The sequence below is a fragment of the Pseudomonas sp. B19(2017) genome, assembly GCF_002113165.1.
GTDB lineage: Bacteria > Pseudomonadota > Gammaproteobacteria > Pseudomonadales > Pseudomonadaceae > Aquipseudomonas.
Map to the genome: position 1 here is coordinate 37,500 of NZ_NEJR01000021.1, position 17,259 is coordinate 54,758.

The 17,259-nt window shown below is 57.6% G+C and carries 21 protein-coding genes; 15 read left to right on the forward strand and 6 right to left on the reverse strand.

What is annotated here, in order from left to right; genetic code table 11:
• Positions 1-22 precede the first annotated feature (22 nt).
• The 8 genes from CAF70_RS22780 to CAF70_RS22815 are packed head-to-tail and all read left to right on the forward strand — an operon-like array spanning position 23 to position 6,405.
• Positions 23-808: an AfsA-related hotdog domain-containing protein gene (locus tag CAF70_RS22780; RefSeq protein WP_085626690.1), complete on the forward strand. Its 786-nt coding sequence runs from the start codon at positions 23-25 to the stop codon at positions 806-808.
• 15 nt (positions 809-823) lie between these two features.
• Positions 824-1,126, forward strand: a complete 303-nt coding sequence (locus tag CAF70_RS22785) for a hypothetical protein (RefSeq protein ID WP_085626691.1) — start codon at positions 824-826, stop codon at positions 1,124-1,126.
• On the forward strand, positions 1,119-1,817 hold the full coding sequence (locus tag CAF70_RS22790; RefSeq protein ID WP_085626692.1) for an SDR family NAD(P)-dependent oxidoreductase: 699 nt from the start codon (positions 1,119-1,121) through the stop codon (positions 1,815-1,817). The genes CAF70_RS22785 and CAF70_RS22790 overlap by 8 nt, the downstream gene beginning before the upstream one ends.
• A 51-nt stretch (positions 1,818-1,868) precedes the next feature.
• Positions 1,869-2,108: an acyl carrier protein gene (locus CAF70_RS22795; protein ID WP_085626693.1), complete on the forward strand. Its 240-nt coding sequence runs from the start codon at positions 1,869-1,871 to the stop codon at positions 2,106-2,108.
• Between the two features lie 9 nt (positions 2,109-2,117).
• A complete protein-coding gene (locus CAF70_RS22800) occupies positions 2,118-3,146 on the forward strand; it encodes a ketoacyl-ACP synthase III (RefSeq protein WP_085626694.1) in 1,029 nt (342 codons plus the stop codon).
• A 14-nt stretch (positions 3,147-3,160) separates the two neighbouring features.
• Positions 3,161-3,811, forward strand: coding sequence for an HAD family phosphatase (locus CAF70_RS22805; RefSeq protein WP_085626695.1), 651 nt, complete (start codon positions 3,161-3,163; stop codon positions 3,809-3,811).
• 17 nt (positions 3,812-3,828) lie between these two features.
• Positions 3,829-5,025: a cytochrome P450 gene (locus CAF70_RS22810; protein ID WP_085626696.1), complete on the forward strand. Its 1,197-nt coding sequence runs from the start codon at positions 3,829-3,831 to the stop codon at positions 5,023-5,025.
• A gap of 27 nt (positions 5,026-5,052) precedes the next feature.
• Positions 5,053-6,405: a fatty acid--CoA ligase family protein gene (locus tag CAF70_RS22815; protein WP_085626697.1), complete on the forward strand. Its 1,353-nt coding sequence runs from the start codon at positions 5,053-5,055 to the stop codon at positions 6,403-6,405.
• Between the two features lie 28 nt (positions 6,406-6,433).
• Here the strand turns inward: CAF70_RS22815 and CAF70_RS22820 are convergent, their stop codons facing one another.
• Positions 6,434-7,321: a LysR family transcriptional regulator gene (locus CAF70_RS22820; RefSeq protein ID WP_325175955.1), complete on the reverse strand. Its 888-nt coding sequence runs from the start codon at positions 7,319-7,321 to the stop codon at positions 6,434-6,436.
• 199 nt (positions 7,322-7,520) lie between these two features.
• On the opposite strand from CAF70_RS22820, the gene CAF70_RS27315 reads away from it, so the two are divergent.
• Complete coding sequence (locus tag CAF70_RS27315) at positions 7,521-7,652, forward strand: YHYH domain-containing protein (RefSeq protein WP_143491658.1); 132 nt, start codon at positions 7,521-7,523, stop codon at positions 7,650-7,652.
• A gap of 97 nt (positions 7,653-7,749) precedes the next feature.
• Here CAF70_RS27315 and CAF70_RS27995 read toward each other — a convergent pair whose 3' ends face one another.
• From CAF70_RS27995 to CAF70_RS22830, 3 genes are read right to left on the reverse strand one after another with little or no spacing between them, the layout of a single operon-like run.
• On the reverse strand, positions 7,750-7,929 hold the full coding sequence (locus CAF70_RS27995) for a hypothetical protein (protein WP_143491664.1): 180 nt from the start codon (positions 7,927-7,929) through the stop codon (positions 7,750-7,752).
• 12 nt (positions 7,930-7,941) lie between these two features.
• A complete protein-coding gene (locus CAF70_RS22825; RefSeq protein WP_085626699.1) occupies positions 7,942-8,385 on the reverse strand; it encodes a GFA family protein in 444 nt (147 codons plus the stop codon).
• Positions 8,382-9,476 (reverse strand): YafY family protein, encoded by a 1,095-nt coding sequence (locus tag CAF70_RS22830; protein ID WP_085626700.1) that lies wholly within the window; start codon positions 9,474-9,476, stop codon positions 8,382-8,384. Before CAF70_RS22830 ends, CAF70_RS22825 begins: the two co-directional genes overlap by 4 nt.
• Before the next feature lie 155 nt (positions 9,477-9,631).
• Here CAF70_RS22830 and CAF70_RS27740 point away from each other — a divergent pair, with 155 nt between their 5' ends.
• Positions 9,632-10,972, forward strand: a complete 1,341-nt coding sequence (locus CAF70_RS27740) for a hypothetical protein (protein WP_178076419.1) — start codon at positions 9,632-9,634, stop codon at positions 10,970-10,972.
• Between the two features lie 469 nt (positions 10,973-11,441).
• Here the strand turns inward: CAF70_RS27740 and CAF70_RS22845 are convergent, their stop codons facing one another.
• A complete protein-coding gene (locus tag CAF70_RS22845) occupies positions 11,442-12,128 on the reverse strand; it encodes a hypothetical protein (protein WP_085626702.1) in 687 nt (228 codons plus the stop codon).
• Positions 12,129-12,310: 182 nt separating this feature from the next.
• On the opposite strand from CAF70_RS22845, the gene CAF70_RS22850 reads away from it, so the two are divergent.
• Genes CAF70_RS22850 through CAF70_RS22865 form a run of 4 tightly spaced genes read left to right on the forward strand, consistent with a single transcriptional unit; the run spans position 12,311 to position 15,545 of the window.
• Positions 12,311-13,369, forward strand: coding sequence for a YafY family protein (locus tag CAF70_RS22850; protein ID WP_085626703.1), 1,059 nt, complete (start codon positions 12,311-12,313; stop codon positions 13,367-13,369).
• On the forward strand, positions 13,356-14,150 hold the full coding sequence (locus CAF70_RS22855; protein ID WP_085626704.1) for an NAD-dependent deacylase: 795 nt from the start codon (positions 13,356-13,358) through the stop codon (positions 14,148-14,150). Before CAF70_RS22850 ends, CAF70_RS22855 begins: the two co-directional genes overlap by 14 nt.
• Positions 14,151-14,179: 29 nt before the next feature.
• Positions 14,180-14,875 (forward strand): hypothetical protein, encoded by a 696-nt coding sequence (locus tag CAF70_RS22860; protein WP_085626705.1) that lies wholly within the window; start codon positions 14,180-14,182, stop codon positions 14,873-14,875.
• Between the two features lie 13 nt (positions 14,876-14,888).
• Entirely contained in the window at positions 14,889-15,545 is a 657-nt protein-coding gene (locus CAF70_RS22865; RefSeq protein ID WP_143491659.1) for a hypothetical protein, read from the forward strand.
• An 89-nt stretch (positions 15,546-15,634) separates the two neighbouring features.
• Here CAF70_RS22865 and CAF70_RS22870 read toward each other — a convergent pair whose 3' ends face one another.
• Positions 15,635-16,138: a helix-turn-helix domain-containing protein gene (locus CAF70_RS22870; RefSeq protein ID WP_085626708.1), complete on the reverse strand. Its 504-nt coding sequence runs from the start codon at positions 16,136-16,138 to the stop codon at positions 15,635-15,637.
• Between the two features lie 96 nt (positions 16,139-16,234).
• Here CAF70_RS22870 and CAF70_RS22875 point away from each other — a divergent pair, with 96 nt between their 5' ends.
• Positions 16,235-17,176, forward strand: a complete 942-nt coding sequence (locus tag CAF70_RS22875; RefSeq protein WP_085626710.1) for an aromatic alcohol reductase — start codon at positions 16,235-16,237, stop codon at positions 17,174-17,176.
• The last annotated feature ends 83 nt before the right edge of the window (positions 17,177-17,259 follow it).

Sequence of the window (17,259 nt, forward strand, 5' to 3'; positions counted from 1 at the left end):
TAACTAACTGCAGAGGTAAAACATGGAAGCGCTCGCTCAGGCTTTGCCCGCCTCACTGTGCCCGTTTACCGCAGGCGCTGTTGAGACCGATAACAAAACCGCCAACAACAAACATTACATCGTGGTTGGCAACCGTATAAAAAATCACTGCAACAATGACCTGTTCATTTCCGCAGATGCCGCCCACGCCCTTGCAAGTTCCGGACAGGCCGCACTGACATTGCATATTGGCCAGGGCGTCAGCGATGATCAACTTTCAAACTTGTACGCACTCAATAAACCGCAAATCAGCCTGGTTCCGGAACAGCTGAGCGTTCGTGCCTGCAGAAGCACAACGCATAAACATGAACGGCACAATATAGCCATCTCGAAAGTGGTCGATAACGGCAATGGCACCTTCAGCGCGGCGCTGATGATCGATGAAGCCAACGCCGAGCTCAGCGACCATCTCACCGGCCAGCACATCTCCGGAATGATGATCGTGGAAGCCGCCCGACAGCTGTCGATCGCCACCGCCGAACAGTTCTACATCGCACCCGCGGCCCGGGGCAAAGCCAACTTCATCACCAACAGTATTCGGGTCGATTACAACGACTTCCTGTTGCCGGTACCGACAGAAATCCTGTGCATTCCGGTCACCCTCAAGCGCAGCGGGCCGATCAACTTCCGCTTCACCGTCGCCATGCAGTTCCGCCAGCAAGGACGGGCCCTCGCGACGGTCGAGTTCGATACCTCCGTGATCGACTCGCGCTACTTCTACCTGAAGGAAAACCAGCTGCTGCACCGTTACATCACGATGATGGACTGACACAAGGAGCGTCCCATGAAGTCCCGTATCCTGGAAATTATCTACACCGCCATCCGCCTGGAAAACCAGAGCCTGGCTCACCCCATCGACCTGGCCGCCGGCGAAAAAACCGCGCTGTACGGGCATGGCGGTGCGCTGGACTCAATGAGCCTGGTGTCCATCGTTGTCGAAGTCGAGGCACTGCTCGAACAGCAACTTGATGTGCGCCTGACCCTGGTCAACGACAGCGCCATGTCGGCGGTACGCAGCCCGTTCGCCACCGTCGGTTCGTTCGCCAACTACATCAGCAAGCGTTGCGCCGAGGTGGAACATGGCTGAGCCGATCACGCTCATCACCGGCACCCGTAAAGGTATCGGTCGGCACTTGGCCGAGCACTACCTGACGCGTGGTCATCGGGTCATTGGTTGCAGCCGCCAGGCTAGCGATCTTGACCATCCCGGGTACGAACACTTCGCCCTGGACGTGGCCGACGAGGCCGCTGTGCTAGCCATGGTCAGCGAGATCCGCCGCCGCCACCAACGCCTGGATCATCTGATCAACAACGCCGGCATCGCCAGTATGAACCACTCGCTGCTCACCCCCTACAGTACCGCTGAACAGATCGTGCGCACCAACCTGCTCGGTACCTTTCTACTTAGCCGCGAGGCGGCAAAGCTGATGAAACGTGAGGGTGCCGGGCGCATCATCAACTTCTCCACGGTGGCCAGGCCACTCAAACTCGAGGGTGAAGCGCTGTACGCGGCCTCCAAAGCCGCTGTTGAAACCCTCACCGCAGTGATGGCCAAGGAGCTGGCCAGCTACGGGATTACGGTCAATGCCCTTGGGCCGACACCGATCGACACCGACCTGACCCGCGCCATTCCTGCGTCGAAGATGAACGCATTGCTACAGCAACAGGCGATCAAGCGCTTGGGCAGCTTCGATGACGTCAGCCATGTCACCGACTTTTTCCTGTCGGCGCAGAGCGACTTCATCACCGGCCAGGTGATCTACCTCGGCGGGCTCTGACCGCATTCTGCCCCCCACCCTATCGGCTTTACCCAACTGGAGACATACAGCATGGACATACTCGCCCTGAAAAAAGAGCTGGCCGGGCTTCTGGAACTGCCCGAATCGAAACTTGCCGATGACCTCCTGCTTGAGCCTTTGGCCACTTGGGACTCGCTGACCAAGGTGACCTTGCTTGGCGTGCTCAATGACCAGTTCGGCCTTGCCCTGCACCCGGAGATCCTGGACGAACTGAACACCCTCGGTGAACTGTTCGAAGCGGTCGCCAGCAGCCTCGCAGAACCTGCCTGAGGTACTCCGATGAACAGCACCCTTCATGGCCTTTCGATCCGCGCGGTTTCATCGGCGCTACCGGATCGTCAACTCACCCTTGATGACTTCGCCGCGCTGTTCGGTGAGCGCGAAGCCGCGCGGATTGCCAAAAGCACCGGCATCGGCAGTGTGCGAATCGCCGGCGAGCTGTCCACTACCGATCTCGCCTGTGGTGCCGCTCGCAGCCTGTTTGACACCGCAGATGTCGACCCGTACAGCATCGATGCACTCGTGCTGGTGACCCAGACACCTGATGCACTGATGCCGGCGAGCAGCGCAATACTCGCAGCCCGGCTCGGCCTGCGCCGGGACATCCCGGCGTTCGACCTCAATTTCGGTTGCTCTGGCTACGTGTATGGCCTTTTCCAGGCCTCGCTGCTGGTTGCCAGCGGTAGCTGCCGACGCGTGTTGCTGTGCACCAGCGACGTCATCAGCAAGCTGTTACAGCCACAGGACCATCATGTGCGCATGGTGTTCGGCGACGGTGCCAGCGCCACCCTGGTAGAGGCTGGCCCCCACAGTTTCTCGTTCGCTTTTTCCACCGACGGCAACGGCGCCAGGCATCTGGGGACACCGTTACGCTATCAGGCCGCAGAGCGCGAGCCAGGCACCACCAGCGCAGCAATTGGCAGCCTGTTCATGGACGGTGCGCAGGTGATGAACTTCGCCTTGGAACAGGTTCCGGCCGCACTGCATGCCTTCTTGCATGAGCTGCAGCTACCGGCTGACAGCATCCCCTACTTCCTGCTGCACCAAGCCAACGCCTTCATGCTGCATTACCTCGGCCGAAAGCTTGGCATCGACGCGGCTCGTATCCCAGTGCATGTGGACGGTATCGGCAACACCGGGCCGTCATCGATCCCTGTACTACTGTCGGCCAGCCCGGATGCCGAACGCCTGCGCCAGGACAACCTGGTGGCTTGTGGCTTTGGCGTCGGCCTTTCGGTTGGCCTGGCGCATTTGTCGCTGCGCGACACCCTGCTGATTCCCCCCGTCACCCTGACGACTTCACTCTGACAAGGACAACACCCATGACTACTCAGGCAATCTGGTTCGACTTCGGCGGCGTACTCTCCCCCTCTATCGCTGAGTTGTACCGCGTCTATGAAAGCAAGACCGGCATCAACCGCCAGCAGATGGAAGCGGCCATGCACGAAGTCGCACGTCCACTGGGCGTGCAGTTCCAGGCCCCCATTGAGCTTGCCCTGATGACCCAGGTGGAATGGGGGCAGGCAATGAGCGCCGCGCTGCGCAAGTTGTATCCCGGCATCGACCTCAGCCGCTGCGATTTCGACAACCACGGCGAGCAGTGGTTTGCTGACCATGAGGTCAACCCGCACATGTTCGAACTGTTCCACGAGGTCAAGGCGGCCGGGGTAAAGGCGGCCATCCTCACCAACAACACCGTTGAGTGGGAAACGTCGTGGCGGCGCATGGTCGGCCTGGACGACGTCACGGACGGCATCATCGATTCGTGCAAGGTCGGCCTGCGCAAGCCCGACCCACGCATCTTCGCGCTGGCTGCCCGCGAGCTGGGTGTAGACGACCACGGCTGTGTACTGATCGACGACGTCGAGGAGAACTGTGAGGCGGCCCGCGCCGCCGGCTGGCAGGCGATTCACTTCCAGGACAGCCTCGAAGTGCGCGACGCCGTGCGCGCGCTGCTTTATCCATCCCGTTGACACGTGGCAGGCCCGACATGACGACCCACAGCTTCCCCTTTGTGATGGACATCCCCAACCTGGATGCCGCGCCTTATTACCACGTGCTCGACAGCGACCAGCCACTGCAGCAGATCCGCTTGCCAAGCGGCCACGTCGCCACACACCTGACCCGCTACGACGATTGCCGTAGCTTCCTGGCCGACCCGAGTATCAGCCGCACCCTGTGCAACGTGGAAGGTGGCCCGACCTTCCTTCCAGGCCCGACCCAGCCGGAGCTGCTGCTGAACCTCGACAACCCGGCACACATGCGCTCGCGTGCCACTGTGGCCCGAGCCTTCAGCAAGCGCGGGGTGGAAAGCCTGCGCGAGCATGTACGAACCACCACCCGGCGCAACGTCCAGCGCATGCGTGACGGCGAGCTGGCACCGGACTTGTTCGCCTCGGTGTTACAGGACCTGACTGCCTCCACCGTGTGCCACATCCTCGGGATCCCGCTGCAGGACCGCGAACTGTTCCGCCCCTGGAGCCAGATCATCCAGTCGGCGCCGCCGGACGATATCCCGGGTATCGAAGTAGCGGTCAAGGCTAGCTTCGATTACCTGATGGACTTCGTGCGTGGCACCCGCCACGCCGAACCGGACGGGTTCATCCGGCAGTACGTCGACCAGCGTGCGAGCATGGACGACCCACTCACCGACGAGGAATTCGTCGGCGTGCTGCTGGGCATTTTGCTAGGTGGCGATCACAACGCCCTGAGCGTGATGACCAAATCGGTCTACACGCTTCTGTGCGCCCCCGCGCTGTGGATGCACGCCCAGCGTAACCGAGAGCAGTTGCCGGCACTGATCGAGGAGCTGATCCGGGTTATCCCGATCGGCAAGCTGTCGGCTTTCCCGCGCATCACCACTCAGGCGGTGAGTACCAGCCGTGGTGAGATTCCGGCGGGCACCTGCGTGTATGCCAATGTGTTCCTGGCCAACCGCGACCCGGCGGTGTTCAGCGAGCCGCTGCGGATCAACCCACTGCGTGAGGACAAGGCCGCACACATCCAGTTCGGTCATGGCATCCACAGTTGCATGGGCCCGGCCCTGGCCCGCCTGGAAATCGGCATCGTGCTCGAGACGCTGATCGAACAGTTGCCCGACATGCAGCTGGACCGCGCGCCGCAATCGCTGGCCTGGATCAACGGCACCGTGCTGCGCCGTCCCAACGAACTTCCGGTGCGTTTCTGAGCGAAGCCTCACAAAAGGGAATTTCTGATGACTCTCAAGCCTCTGATCGACCAGCTCGACGGTTTTGCCGATACACCATTTCTCAACACCGAGCAGCAAAGCCATAGCTACGCCGAACTCAAGGCCGAGGTACTGCACCAGCTCGAACACCTGCAGGCCCAAGGTGTCGCAGCGCAGACCACGGTATTCGTCCAGGGCGATTTCTCGTTCCGTGGCATCGCGCTGTTCCTGGCGCTGTACCAGAACGGCAATGTAATTGCGCTGAACACCGCCAGCAACGAGCAGGAAGTGCAGAACAAGCTTGCCGCCGCTCAAGCCGAGTACCAGATCAATGCCGACAGCGGCGAGGTCACCCGGCACACTCCGCAGGGCGAAGACAATGCTCTGGTGGCCAAGCTCAAGGGGCTCGGGCATGCTGGCCTGATCCTGTTCAGCAGCGGTACTACAGGGCAGCCCAAGGCCATGTTGCACGACCTTGATCGGCTGGTGGCCAGCTACCAGAACAAGCGCTCTCGGCGCCTGAGCATTTTCCTGTTCTTGCTGTTCGACCATATTGGCGGCATCAATACCTTGCTCAACATCCTGACCATCGGCGGCACGGCAACCATTGCCGCCACCAAGAGCCCGGACATCGTCGCCCGATTGATCGCCGATCACCGGATCACGGTGCTGCCGACCTCGCCGACCTTTCTCAATCTGATGCTTATCAACAATGTCTTCGGGCGCTACGACCTGGGGGCCCTGCGCATGATTACCTACGGCACCGAGCCGATGCCCGAAAGCCTGCTGGGGGCCTTGCGCGAGAAACTGCCCAAGGTGAAATTCCTGCAAACCTTCGGCACCAGCGAAACCGGTATCATGAACACCAGCTCGCAGTCCTCCGACAGCCTGTTCATGCGCTTCCAGGAAGGCGATACCGAATACCGTGTGGTCGACGGCGAACTGTGGCTGCGCAGCGCTACCCAGGTGATGGGCTACCTCAACCACAGCATGGACAGCTTCACCGATGACGGCTGGTTCAAGACCGGCGACCTGGTCGAAGTCAATGCTGATGGCTACCTGAAGATCCTTGGCCGCAGCAAGGAGATCATCAATGTCGGTGGCGAGAAGGTGTACCCCGCCGAGGTCGAATCGGTGCTGATGCAGCACCCGCGCATCAAGGACTGCAAGGCCTATGGCGAGCGCAACGGCCTGACCGGGCAGTTCGTCGCCGCCGAGGTGGTACTCGATGGCGACTATGGCGATGCTACCGCCGAGGTCCTGCGGGCTATACGCCAGTACAGCCGCGAACGCATGGACAGCTACAAAGTGCCGGTCCGGCTCAAGGTGGTCGAGGCTATCCGTTACTCGGCGCGCTTCAAGAAGCTGTTGATTGCCTGACCTGCGTGATGCAACGCCAGCTGGTTGCTCAGCTGGCGTTGGTCATCAGGTCAGTCTCGCCCAAGAAGTCGATGAAAGCGCGTGTTTTAGGTGACAGCAGCCTGGTCGGCGACCAGACGATCCAGAAGTCACCCGGCAGACTCAGTTCACGCATTACCAGAGTCAACTCGTTACTGGCGATGTACTCCTGGATCACAAAGTCGGGAAGGTAGGCCACGCCCATGGCATTTCGGCAGGCCGCCAGCACCGCCTCGACACTGTTCATGACCATCGCCGTTTCAACCTGCACTTGAACCCGCTCGCCCTGCGCCTGCAACGTCCATGGCTGCAGCTTGCCGCTCGACGGCAGCTTGTAGCCGATACCCCGATAGCTGCTCAGGTCCTGAAGGGTGCGGGCGACGCCATAGCGCTGCAGGTATTCGGGTGCCGCGCATAGCACGAAGCGGAAGGTGCAGATCTTGCGGGCGGCCAGGCTCGAGTCCGGCAGCGCACCGCTACGGATTACCGCGTCAAAACCTTCTTCCACCACATCGACCATCCGGTCGCTGAAGTCCAGGTCCAGTTCTATTTCGGGATAGCGCCGGTAGAATTCGCGCATGCTTCCGGAAATCAGACGGTAGCCTACTGCCGGCAGGCTAACCCGTAGCACGCCCTTGGGCCTCTGCTTGGAGTTGGCCAAGGCCGCCTCGGCGTCCTGCAATTGCTGCAGCAGGGTGCGGCAACGGGCGAAGAAGTCCAGCCCCTCGCTGGTCAGGCTGATCTGTCGGGTGCTGCGATGGAACAAACGCACGCCAAGGCGCTCCTCCAGGCGGCTAACGCTCTTGCCCACGGCAGAGGAGGAAATACCCAAACCACGCCCCGCCAAGGTGAAGCTCTGCGACTCAGCCGCACGTACAAACGCGATCAAACCGCTCAAGCTGTCCTTCGACACCATCTAGATCAGATCCTTCTCAATCTAAAGCACTAAGTAAAACACCTAACCGGGCCAAAAGGATATCGCTCGGTTTTGACAGTTATACGCTGTGCCAGCGCTGCTCTGGTTGTTAACCGGAAGCATTTTGCCATACGCTTGAGATGTCAATAAGCCATCACCTAGCCAAGCAAGGAGTAGCCTGATGAAAATCGTTTCGCTGTTGATCGCTGCAGTCCTTTCGTTCTCATCGGTAGGCGCTTTTGCGCACAGTGGCGGTACTGACGCCAGGGGTTGCCACACCAATCACAAGACCGGTGACCATCACTGCCATTGAAATAGTCCGCAGCGCTGAGCCTTGGCGTTCCTGCCCCTGGGATGCCAACGCTTCAGCGGCCTGTGATATCTCGTCCGCCATTCATCGATGATCTCGCCTAACGCTCAGGGGCCTGGCCGTTTCGCTCCACGACCTTCCCACACTGCTCACTGGCCAGACGGCTGATGATCCGGATCGCCTGATGGATACCCGCCGTGTAGCGAAAGCTTATGCGCGGGTTGTGTTCGCATTCCAGCATTTCGTCGTGCTGGACCAGGGCTTCGCCTAGCAGTTCCAGGGTCCAGGCGTATCAATCATGGTTGCTTTCATATCGCAGCCATCCAGCAGTCAATGAGCCTCCACCTACGCGGTCTTTTGGATGAATCCGCCCTTCACTGACAGGGACTTCCGGGAAGTCAAATGGGCTCATGCCTTCGATACAGGCAACGTTGACCCCGTATTGATCCGGTGAGGAGCGGCGCTGGTGGAATGTGTAGATGCCGCATTTCGAGCAGAAGTAGTGCTTTGCAACACCTGTGTTGAACTGATAAAGAGTGAGCGCCTCATGCCCTTGGGTGACAGTGATGTCGCCCAGGTTGGCTGATACCGCCACTGCCCCCCGCATACGGCAGAGCGAGCAGTTGCACCGGCGCGCTGTACGCACACCATCGGTCAAGCGAAGTGAAAAACGCACCGTTCCACAATGGCAGGTTGCCTGGTAAACAGGGCGATCATCGTGTTTTTCATCAGTCATAGCGTTTCTCTTGTCGTGTTAGAGGAAAGGTGCCCATATGTTTTGGCCATTTGCCTGACGCAACCGCTGATGCTTTCCCGCAACTCGGCCGGTTCAAGTACTTCGATGGCAGCACCATGACCAAGAATCCACCACTCAAGGCCCTGGGTGTACTCGTAATCACACTCCAGTATCCAGTCGCCGGTACTCAGGGGAGTCATTACCTGATTTTCCGTCAATGGTGTTTCCGACTCATCCAGTCGCTCACGAAGTGCCCCATTGATCCTCATTTTCAATCGGACGGGGCCACACGCTTTGTGAATTTTCTGCACATGCTCAGCCAGTACGAAATTCTCTGGTATCGATACTCGACGAGACTGACGCACATGAACGGCTTCGAAGCGTTGAAGTGGAAGCTTGCGAATGATCTGGTCACCGTCCAGCTGACAAACCAAATAAATGCTTGAGTCCTGATACGCAAGGCCGAGGGGGTTCAAGAGCATGCTTTTGGTATCTTTGCTACGACGGGATCGGTAGTCCGCCCTGACTTGGGTGCCCTCCAGAACGGCGGTCTGAATTGCGTGTAGCACTACACTGGAAACCTTGGCTGGGCGGAGTTGAACTTGCTGGGTTCCGTGCACGACCTTTCCGACCCAGCCATGCTCCAGTGAGTGATTTTTTCTGAGAATATCCTTGGACCGTTCATAGATCGGTTTCAAATCAGCTAGCGCTGCATGGTGCAAAAGGTGCTGGGCGTGCTCGTAGAGTGTCACGATCCCCAAGGCCACGCGGCTGGATTTCAGTTGGGAGGGTGTTAATTCCAGTGCCTCTACCTGCCCATAATCACCCGCAAAATTCATATCAATGGGGCTTTCATCGTGCAAGAACCACCTCGGAGTTTCATGTTTACCCCGCGATTTCCCCTTGAGCACGCCTGCCTTGGCCATGACTTCCAGATCTCGCTGGATCGTTCGAATATCCACACCACTGTCATCGCTGCCCAGTAACTCAGTCGCGGTAATGCCCTTCCATCTTGCCGATCCCACATTGCGCAGCAGTTCGAATCGCCGTTTCAAGGTTTTGATGGCATTCGGCAAATCCTGCTTGCTCACATTCAGCTCCTTTGTCGGCCCGCATCCGGATGCGAAGATCAAGCCGTCTCTATTGGTGTTGATTCGGATAATCCAGCTACCCGCATACGACAGGTTGTGTCGCACCTGGACGGATACTAGCGCAACTCAAGACACCCACCACAAGGAATCGGGACATGCATCGCGATCAGTACCTCGGCACCACTTCTTCTGCCACGATGAACCATGTGGTAGGTGACTTTGTCGATTGGCTGGCCAGAAATCTGAACAACACCTCGCTTTTCACTCATGAATACACGGACCGCCGCAACGACACTCTTTGGAAATGCCAAGGGCTCCAGGATGCTTGCGCACGCTATCAATGGCGGCACAAAGGCGCTCATGACGTTCCACCAGGAACGGACCTCACCAGCAACTGCGCGGCGCTGAACGCATTGAGTAGTGCGTTGCAGAGCAGCATAAACACGGCAAACGATCAGGCTGCGTTTACCGCTGCTGCAGATGTGATGAGATGGGGCGGTGTCGAGGCAGGAAACATTCGCTGGCTAAGTATCAACATCGACAATCTCGCCCAGACCCTGGCGTCGACAGCCGCCGCATTGACCCGCGGCGATCTGACTGAGCAGATCCTCGTAAGCAGTGATCTGCGCTTCAACGCCGGTATGACCAAGGTCTACTCGCTGCTGGTCGACGATTTCATCATCTACGACAGCCGCGTTGCGGCCGCCCTCGGCTGGATCGTCGTGAAGTACTGCCGGGAGAAACAGCTCTCGAGTGTCCCCGCCGAGCTCGCCTTTCCCTGGGCGCCTTCGAAAGAGGGTCCTCATGCAAAATCGCCCAAGAACCGCAACCCTAGCCAGGCTGGTTTCAGCTTTCCACGTTTGATCGCCGGTGCTCATCATGCAGAGTGGAATCTCAAAGCTAGCTGGATTCTGGCAGCAGCACTGGCACGAGCACCAGCCAGTGACTTCGCTGCCTCCTCTGCCGTACCGGCGCTACGTCAATTGGAGGCTGCATTGTTCATGATCGGTTATGACCTGCCCCGTGACGGGAGCAATGCTCAGGCCATATTGACCGCTCCCCCAATGCCAGGTGACGGTTGGACTGAGTGCTACACCGCTGCAAGAGGCAACAAATTCCATTACCTGATCGATGACGGCGGAATACAGCTTCATGGAGGCCGCCGCTATCCGATCAAGGTCATCAACAAGATGTTGAATATTCTTCGGGAAGTATCGGGCAGCACGCCATTCCCTCTGGCCAATAGCGCAACGAAGGTCCGTGCCGGCGAAAGCGCGTTTGGTATCGGCAACGCCTACTACGAAGCGACCGACAAGAAGGGTAACCCACCTGACGCCAGCGCGCTGGCAGCCGTACTTCAAGACATGGGTGCACTGCACTTCACTCCGGGCTGTCGTAACGCGTGGTGGATAAATACTGAAGTATTCCCCAGCGAAGGCCTGATCGACATCACTGCTCTCATCACCCGCGAAATCGAGCTGCTAGACGACCTGTAATCAATCGCCTAAACCGGAGCGTGCATCACACACGCTCCGAAACACTTACCCTTCCAACCTTGCCGAAGGAGACCACCATGTCAGCCAGATAATGATATGGAGATTTGTATATGGCACGCACCTATAGGCGCCACGGCTGCCAGTACGATTATGTTTTTGTGCTATGGGACATCGAGCCCGAGCTGCTCACTTCACGCTCTCCAGCAATCCGCAAGCGCTTGGCGCGGTTTCACAGCGACAGCTTCGCAAGTCAGCGAGAGACACCGCCTAGACGTTTTCGAAAGGTGGACGATCGCAAGATTCGCTCCGCAAACCTCAGGATTCTCGCCTTGTGGCTCAAAAACCCGGACTTCGATCTACTGTTTTGCGATGTCCGCAGCTGCCCTGCATGGCATCCCATGTAACCCCTGAGGTAAAGTCCGGATCTACACTCAGGTGGTTGTCATACTGGGGTTGGTCAAGGCCGCGCTCAGGAGGCGTGGTTATGTTGACACTGCATTGGCAAAGTCTGATCGACTGCCTCACCCAGCAGCATTATGGAGTACACCGTAGACTTCGTGAGCTTCATGGCAGACTTTATCATCACAAGCTCTGGATTGCTGGCTTCTAACGCTTCTGCGAACTTCACATAATGTCCAAGCGAGAGATCCAATCCGCCATCAAGACAGCAATAAATGACCCTGTAAGGCGGCCCAGAATGCTTTTCATAAGGCACCACAGCATGATGGTCATACGTCATTTTTTCAAAACGCAAGGTATTGGCCTTGCAGCAGGATAGCGCAGTGAGGAAGTCAGCATAATCGACACAGACAATGCCAAAATTGAACTGCATGACCTTGAAAAAACCGACGCATTCGCAAGCCCACTGATAGAACCCAGCTGTGCTGTCCTCAGCCCCATCATAGATAACTTGATACTGATTTTCCCCTAGAGCCCTGCCCTTTGGACGCGCATCTATGAAGAATATATTTTCTCCAACGGCCTCCGCAACGCAAAACTTTTTTGGCGCATCGATGATAAGGTGGATATCAAAGCGCGGGTGAGCAAGCCGTTCAATCGGTGCATCCAGTGAAACACAAACAGACTTATGGCCCGTGACAAAATCCGTAACCACAATATTTATATAATCATCGCCACCATCAGCAAATTCAGACATAACTATTTTACCCCCTTGGAAAAACCTGAAAATCCTGGCTGACTATTGCTGTATTGGAATATTCACATGGTGAGCATGACCACCTTACGGGCTCTCCAATACGAGGGCACCATCTTCCGCTAGCGGGTGGTCGCAATGGGTCGCGCTCACTCGCGACCCATACGGTCTCGATATCGTGGAAAATGCTGAGCAGCCAGCCATCACTCGATCACCAAGGAATCACCGTGCCCTCCAACTCAGGAAGAAACACCCTAAGCCGCCAGTGGGAGCTGTTGCAGTTGCTGCCTACTTCGGGAAGCGGAGCAACGGCGAGAGACTTGCAGCAGCGCCTGGCAGAAGCTGGGTTTCCCACGACCAAGCGCACAGTCGAACGGGACTTGGAGGACCTGGCTACCGTGTTCGCGATTCGCAAAAACGATAAAAGCGTGCCCTACGGTTTCAGCTGGGCACCGCCCTCGAGCGTCCAGGCAACGGCGGTGACCGTCCTGGAGGCCCTGACGTTGACTCTTGCCCAAGAGATGCTCAAGCCTTTGATTCCCGCCTTCATGCTTGGCGCGCTCAAGCCTCGTTTCGAGCAAGCCAATAGCAAATTGAGCGCACTTACCCGGCAGTCGCCTGCAAGCCGTTGGCCGGAGAAGGTCGCCAGCGTGCCTGCCTACCTGCCCTTGGTGAAGCCGAAGATCGATGCTGCCTGTTTGGCAACTGTGCAAGAAGCGTTGATTGAGAATCGCCAGCTGACCTGCAGCTATTACTCGGCGCATCGCGATCAAATGAGCCAACTCATGCTCAATCCACTCGGATTGGTGCAACGCGGAGAAATCACATACCTGATCGCAATGGCAGAGCCCCATGAAGACGCCCGCCAATTTGCGCTCCATCGCATGAGCGACGTGGCGATCACGGAAATATCCGCCAAAACACTTTGCGGCTTTGACCTGAAGGCTTATGCCGCTTCGGGTGCCATGCAGTTTGGCGATAACGCAGCTGAACTCATCACCCTCGAAGCCTGGGTGAGCGATGGGCTTTTGCGCTTGTTGCAAGAGACACCGCTGAGCGAAAGCATGGAGACGATGTCCAGCGAGGAAGGCGGCTGGATACGCGCACAAGTCGCGGATAGCTGGGAGCTGGAGTGGTGGTTGCTTTCCCACACGGGCTCTATTGCCGTGACAGGACCGGAGACGTTGAAGCAACGTTTGCTTCAGCGCCTCAGAAGAGGGATTGAGCTTTATGAAGACGACTGACGCTGCGTTCGCGAACGCCGTGGAGTGGTTAGCCAATGCTCGTAGGCTAGTGGTATTCACCGGCGCAGGGGTTTCGGCAGAAAGCGGCATCCCTACATTCCGGGGCCAACAGAGCGGTCTATGGGCAAAGTTCGACCCAGCCCAGCTCGCGACGGCAACGGCTTTTCGCAATGACCCGGCCCTGGTCTGGGGCTGGTACGAATGGCGCAGGGCCCAGGTCGCCCAGGCTCGACCGAATGCGGCGCATCTTGCCATTGCGACCTTGGAGCAGCATGTGCCGGCATTGGTGGTGGTGACTCAGAATGTCGACGACCTGCATGAGCGCGCAGGTAGCACGGGCGTGATCCATCTTCATGGAAGTCTTCAAGCTGCCCGTTGTTTCGCTTGTGCCCGCCTGCATGCCTTGGCTGAATGCCCCTCGTCGGAAACGAAAGCAAGCCTTCTCGAGCCGCCTCGCTGCTCCCATTGCAACGGCAAGATTCGCCCCGGTGTAGTCTGGTTCGGCGAAGACTTGCCCGAGCTCGAATTACGAACCGCGTTCAAATCTGCAAGAAACGCCGATCTGTTACTGTCCGTAGGAACATCCGCAATGGTTTATCCGGCCGCACGGATCCCCGAGATCGCCCGTGAACACGGTGCCCATGTTGTTCATATAAATACCGAACCCGTCGATACAAAGGATGCCATTACCTTGACTGGTCGAGCAGCGGAATGGCTGCCCAGATTACTTTGCGCGGCCTTCGGTACCAGTTCCGGTAATGAACCCTTCAGGCCTGAGTAGAGCGAGTCTGCAAAGTACAAGGAGTCCTCATGTTGCATGCATTTAGCCACAAGAAATCCAGGCTCTACCGGCGCTATCTAGGCCATCGGGACGAAACAACTGAGCATAGAGTGGCCGAGGAAGACGAAATCACCTCTACGCTGTTGGGCCCTCTGGCGCTTCTCTCCCCGGCGGCTATTGCCGCTTTCTGGGGCGCGTTGGTGCAGCTACGAAATCCTGAATACGCCTTTCCCGCTGATACACCTACTCATGCAGAGATGCACTTCTGGCCACGCAAAGGTCGGATCGAGCCAGACCTTCGTGTGGAGCTGACCTGGAGCACGCATAGTCAGATTTTGCTAGTTGAACTCAAATGGCGTGCCCCCTTGAGCGGCCAGGACCAACTGCACCAGCAGTGGGAAAGCTATCTAGATAAAGATGAGCAAAACCGCGCGCTTCACATGTTCATCGGCCTGGATACCAGCGAAGCCACCAACGCGTTGAATCGCCGGGATGTCTGGAACGGTAAGCTGCTCATGCGCTCGTGGTTTGACATCCTCACCGCCGTGTCCACTATCCGTACGGGGCCAGGACTTGAGCTGCGACGCTGGAGCGAGCAAGTCCGTCGCTGCCTAAAACTGCTGGCCGTCGAGCCCTTCGGTGGGTTCAAGTCCATCAAACAGCCGCTACCTCCAGCGGTTTCAGGCCATATTTTTTTCGCTCAGTCTGAGCCAGTGAAGTCTTGAGAGTGCAATGCAAATGAGTGAAACCGGTAAAGCGATCTCAGCGTCTATCGCCTTCGTGTCCAAGGTCGGCGATGAATGCGAAGCACTTGCGAACCTGATCAAGCGCGAGGTCAGCGACCTGTTCTGCAAGAGCCCACTGGACACCCTCTACAAACCAGGCGAGTGGTCGAGCAGCTACAAAACTGATACGAGTGGCTGGATTTTCCGCGCCGCAGCCTGGTCACTGCCTCTCACACCGAAAGGCAAGCGTAAGGTAACAGCGCATCTGGCATTCCAGATGAGTTTTCTTTGTGATGATGCTGAAGGTGGTTTCAGCCCGGAGCCTCTGCTTCATATCAACCTGTGGGATGACCCGACAGATGTGAAGTACGAGAATTACATGGGCTTTGAAATGCGCGATATCTCCCCGAGGTCCATGAACCGCCTGCAAGACGGCACCGCCCGCCTTTTCCGCTGGGAAACGAAAAACGGCGCTGCAGACCGCTGGACGTATAGCTTGCGGCTTGCAGAAATAAACAGCCTGGATGATGTCCGGAGCCAGATCTGCGCTCTGGTAAAGGCATTGTTGGCTGATGTGGATAAGGGAGAGGCTTCGCTCGACGACGCATCGAGCGTCGTATGCTGGTCAGCGTTGGAGGACATGCCGGACTACTACCGGGTCGTTCGCTAGCGTCAGGTTCGGGCACATGTTAATCATGATGTGACCAAGCTCTTGTAAGCTTCGCCTGTTCGCAAACGGACCGTGCAAAAACAGATAAGTTATTTGTCTCTTTTCGATGTTATAGCCTGAGCTATCAGCGGGGTGTCATGCCTAGTATCTGAACCCGCTGGCATCGGGACGGGCTCTTGCCAGAATGGTGTCTTTCCTTCCTGGCTATCAAACCTGTGGCGGGCCTGGCGAATCAGGTCCACGTTTTCAACCACCCACATCCAGATAGGCGACATGCGGATAAGCAGCTCCACCCCCAGCGGCGTGAGGTCATATTCCACACGGGGCGGAATCTCCTGGAACTCGTGACGGTTGACCAAGCCATCCCGCTCAAGTGATCGCAGTGTCTTGGTCAGCATCCGCTGTGTGATGCCATTCAGCTGTCTTCTGATATCGGCGTGGCGCATCGTGCCGTAGACGCCCAGAGCGTGCAGGATACCCAGAGACCAGCGACTGCCCGCATGCGTGAGAACCTCACGCCTGACCCCATCGTCATCCTCTCTGAGCGTCTGGCAGATAGCTTCGGCCTGCCTCAGAGCCTCATGATCCGACATTGTTCCCCCTGGTATCACGCGTGTGCCTTCTTACGAACGCTGCATAGTCGTGCAAGCATTTGTCCATCTTACAAGCAACTCTATTCAGGACAAATCATGACTCATCCCACCCAGCCTACCCCTCAATCGATCCTCGTTTTGGGCGCAGGTGAACTTGGCCTGCCAGTCCTTCGCAACCTTGCCCAGGTTGCAAAACGAGCCCCTGGCTCAAAGGTCAGCGTGCTGCTCCGCAAATCCACCATCAATACACAGGAGCCTGCAAAAAAAACTGAAATCGATGAGCTTCGTAGCCTCGGCATTCACATGGTCGCAGCCGATCTGGTGAACGACTCCATCGACCAGCTTGCAGAGGTGTTCGCCCAATTCGACACCGTCATTGGCTGCGCAGGAATGGTTGCAGGCCGAGAAACTCCGATGAAGCTGGCCAGGGCGGCCCTCAAGTCCGGCGTTAAGCGCTACTTCCCTTGGCAGTTCGGCGTGGATTTTGAGGTGATCGGACGCGGAAGCCCGCAGGACCTCTTTGATGCCCAGCTTGACGTCCGCGAGCTGCTGCGTGCTCAAGACAAGACAGAATGGGTAATCATCTCGACTGGCATGTTCACCAGCTTTATGTTCGAGCCTATTTTTGAGGTGGTGGACTTCGAAAATGACACCGTGAACGCGCTGGGCGGCCTTGAGAACAGCGTCACCCTTACCACACCAGACGACATCGGGGCGCTGACAGCAGAAATCGTTTTCTTCGAGCCCCGCTTCCGCAACGAAATCGTGTACCTCTCCGGCGACACTGTTACTTACGATGAGGTTGCCGGGCTGCTCGAACGTGTCCTTGGACGACCTTTCAAACGTAACGAATGGACGGTCCCGTATCTGATGGAAGAGCTGGAAAAAGACCCGACTCATCACATCAAGAAGTATCGCGCTGTATTTGCCCAGGGCCGAGGCGTGGCCTGGCCGAAAGCTGGGACCTTCAATGAGCGGCAAGCGATTCAAGTCACGACCGCCGAACAGTGGGCCCAAGCCAACCTCCAAGGGAAGTAGGCATCTCGGTGATAGCACCGGCTGCGCCGGTTCGCGTGTGAACCCGCTCCCACATGATATGCGATTCGCCTGCTGGCTATGTG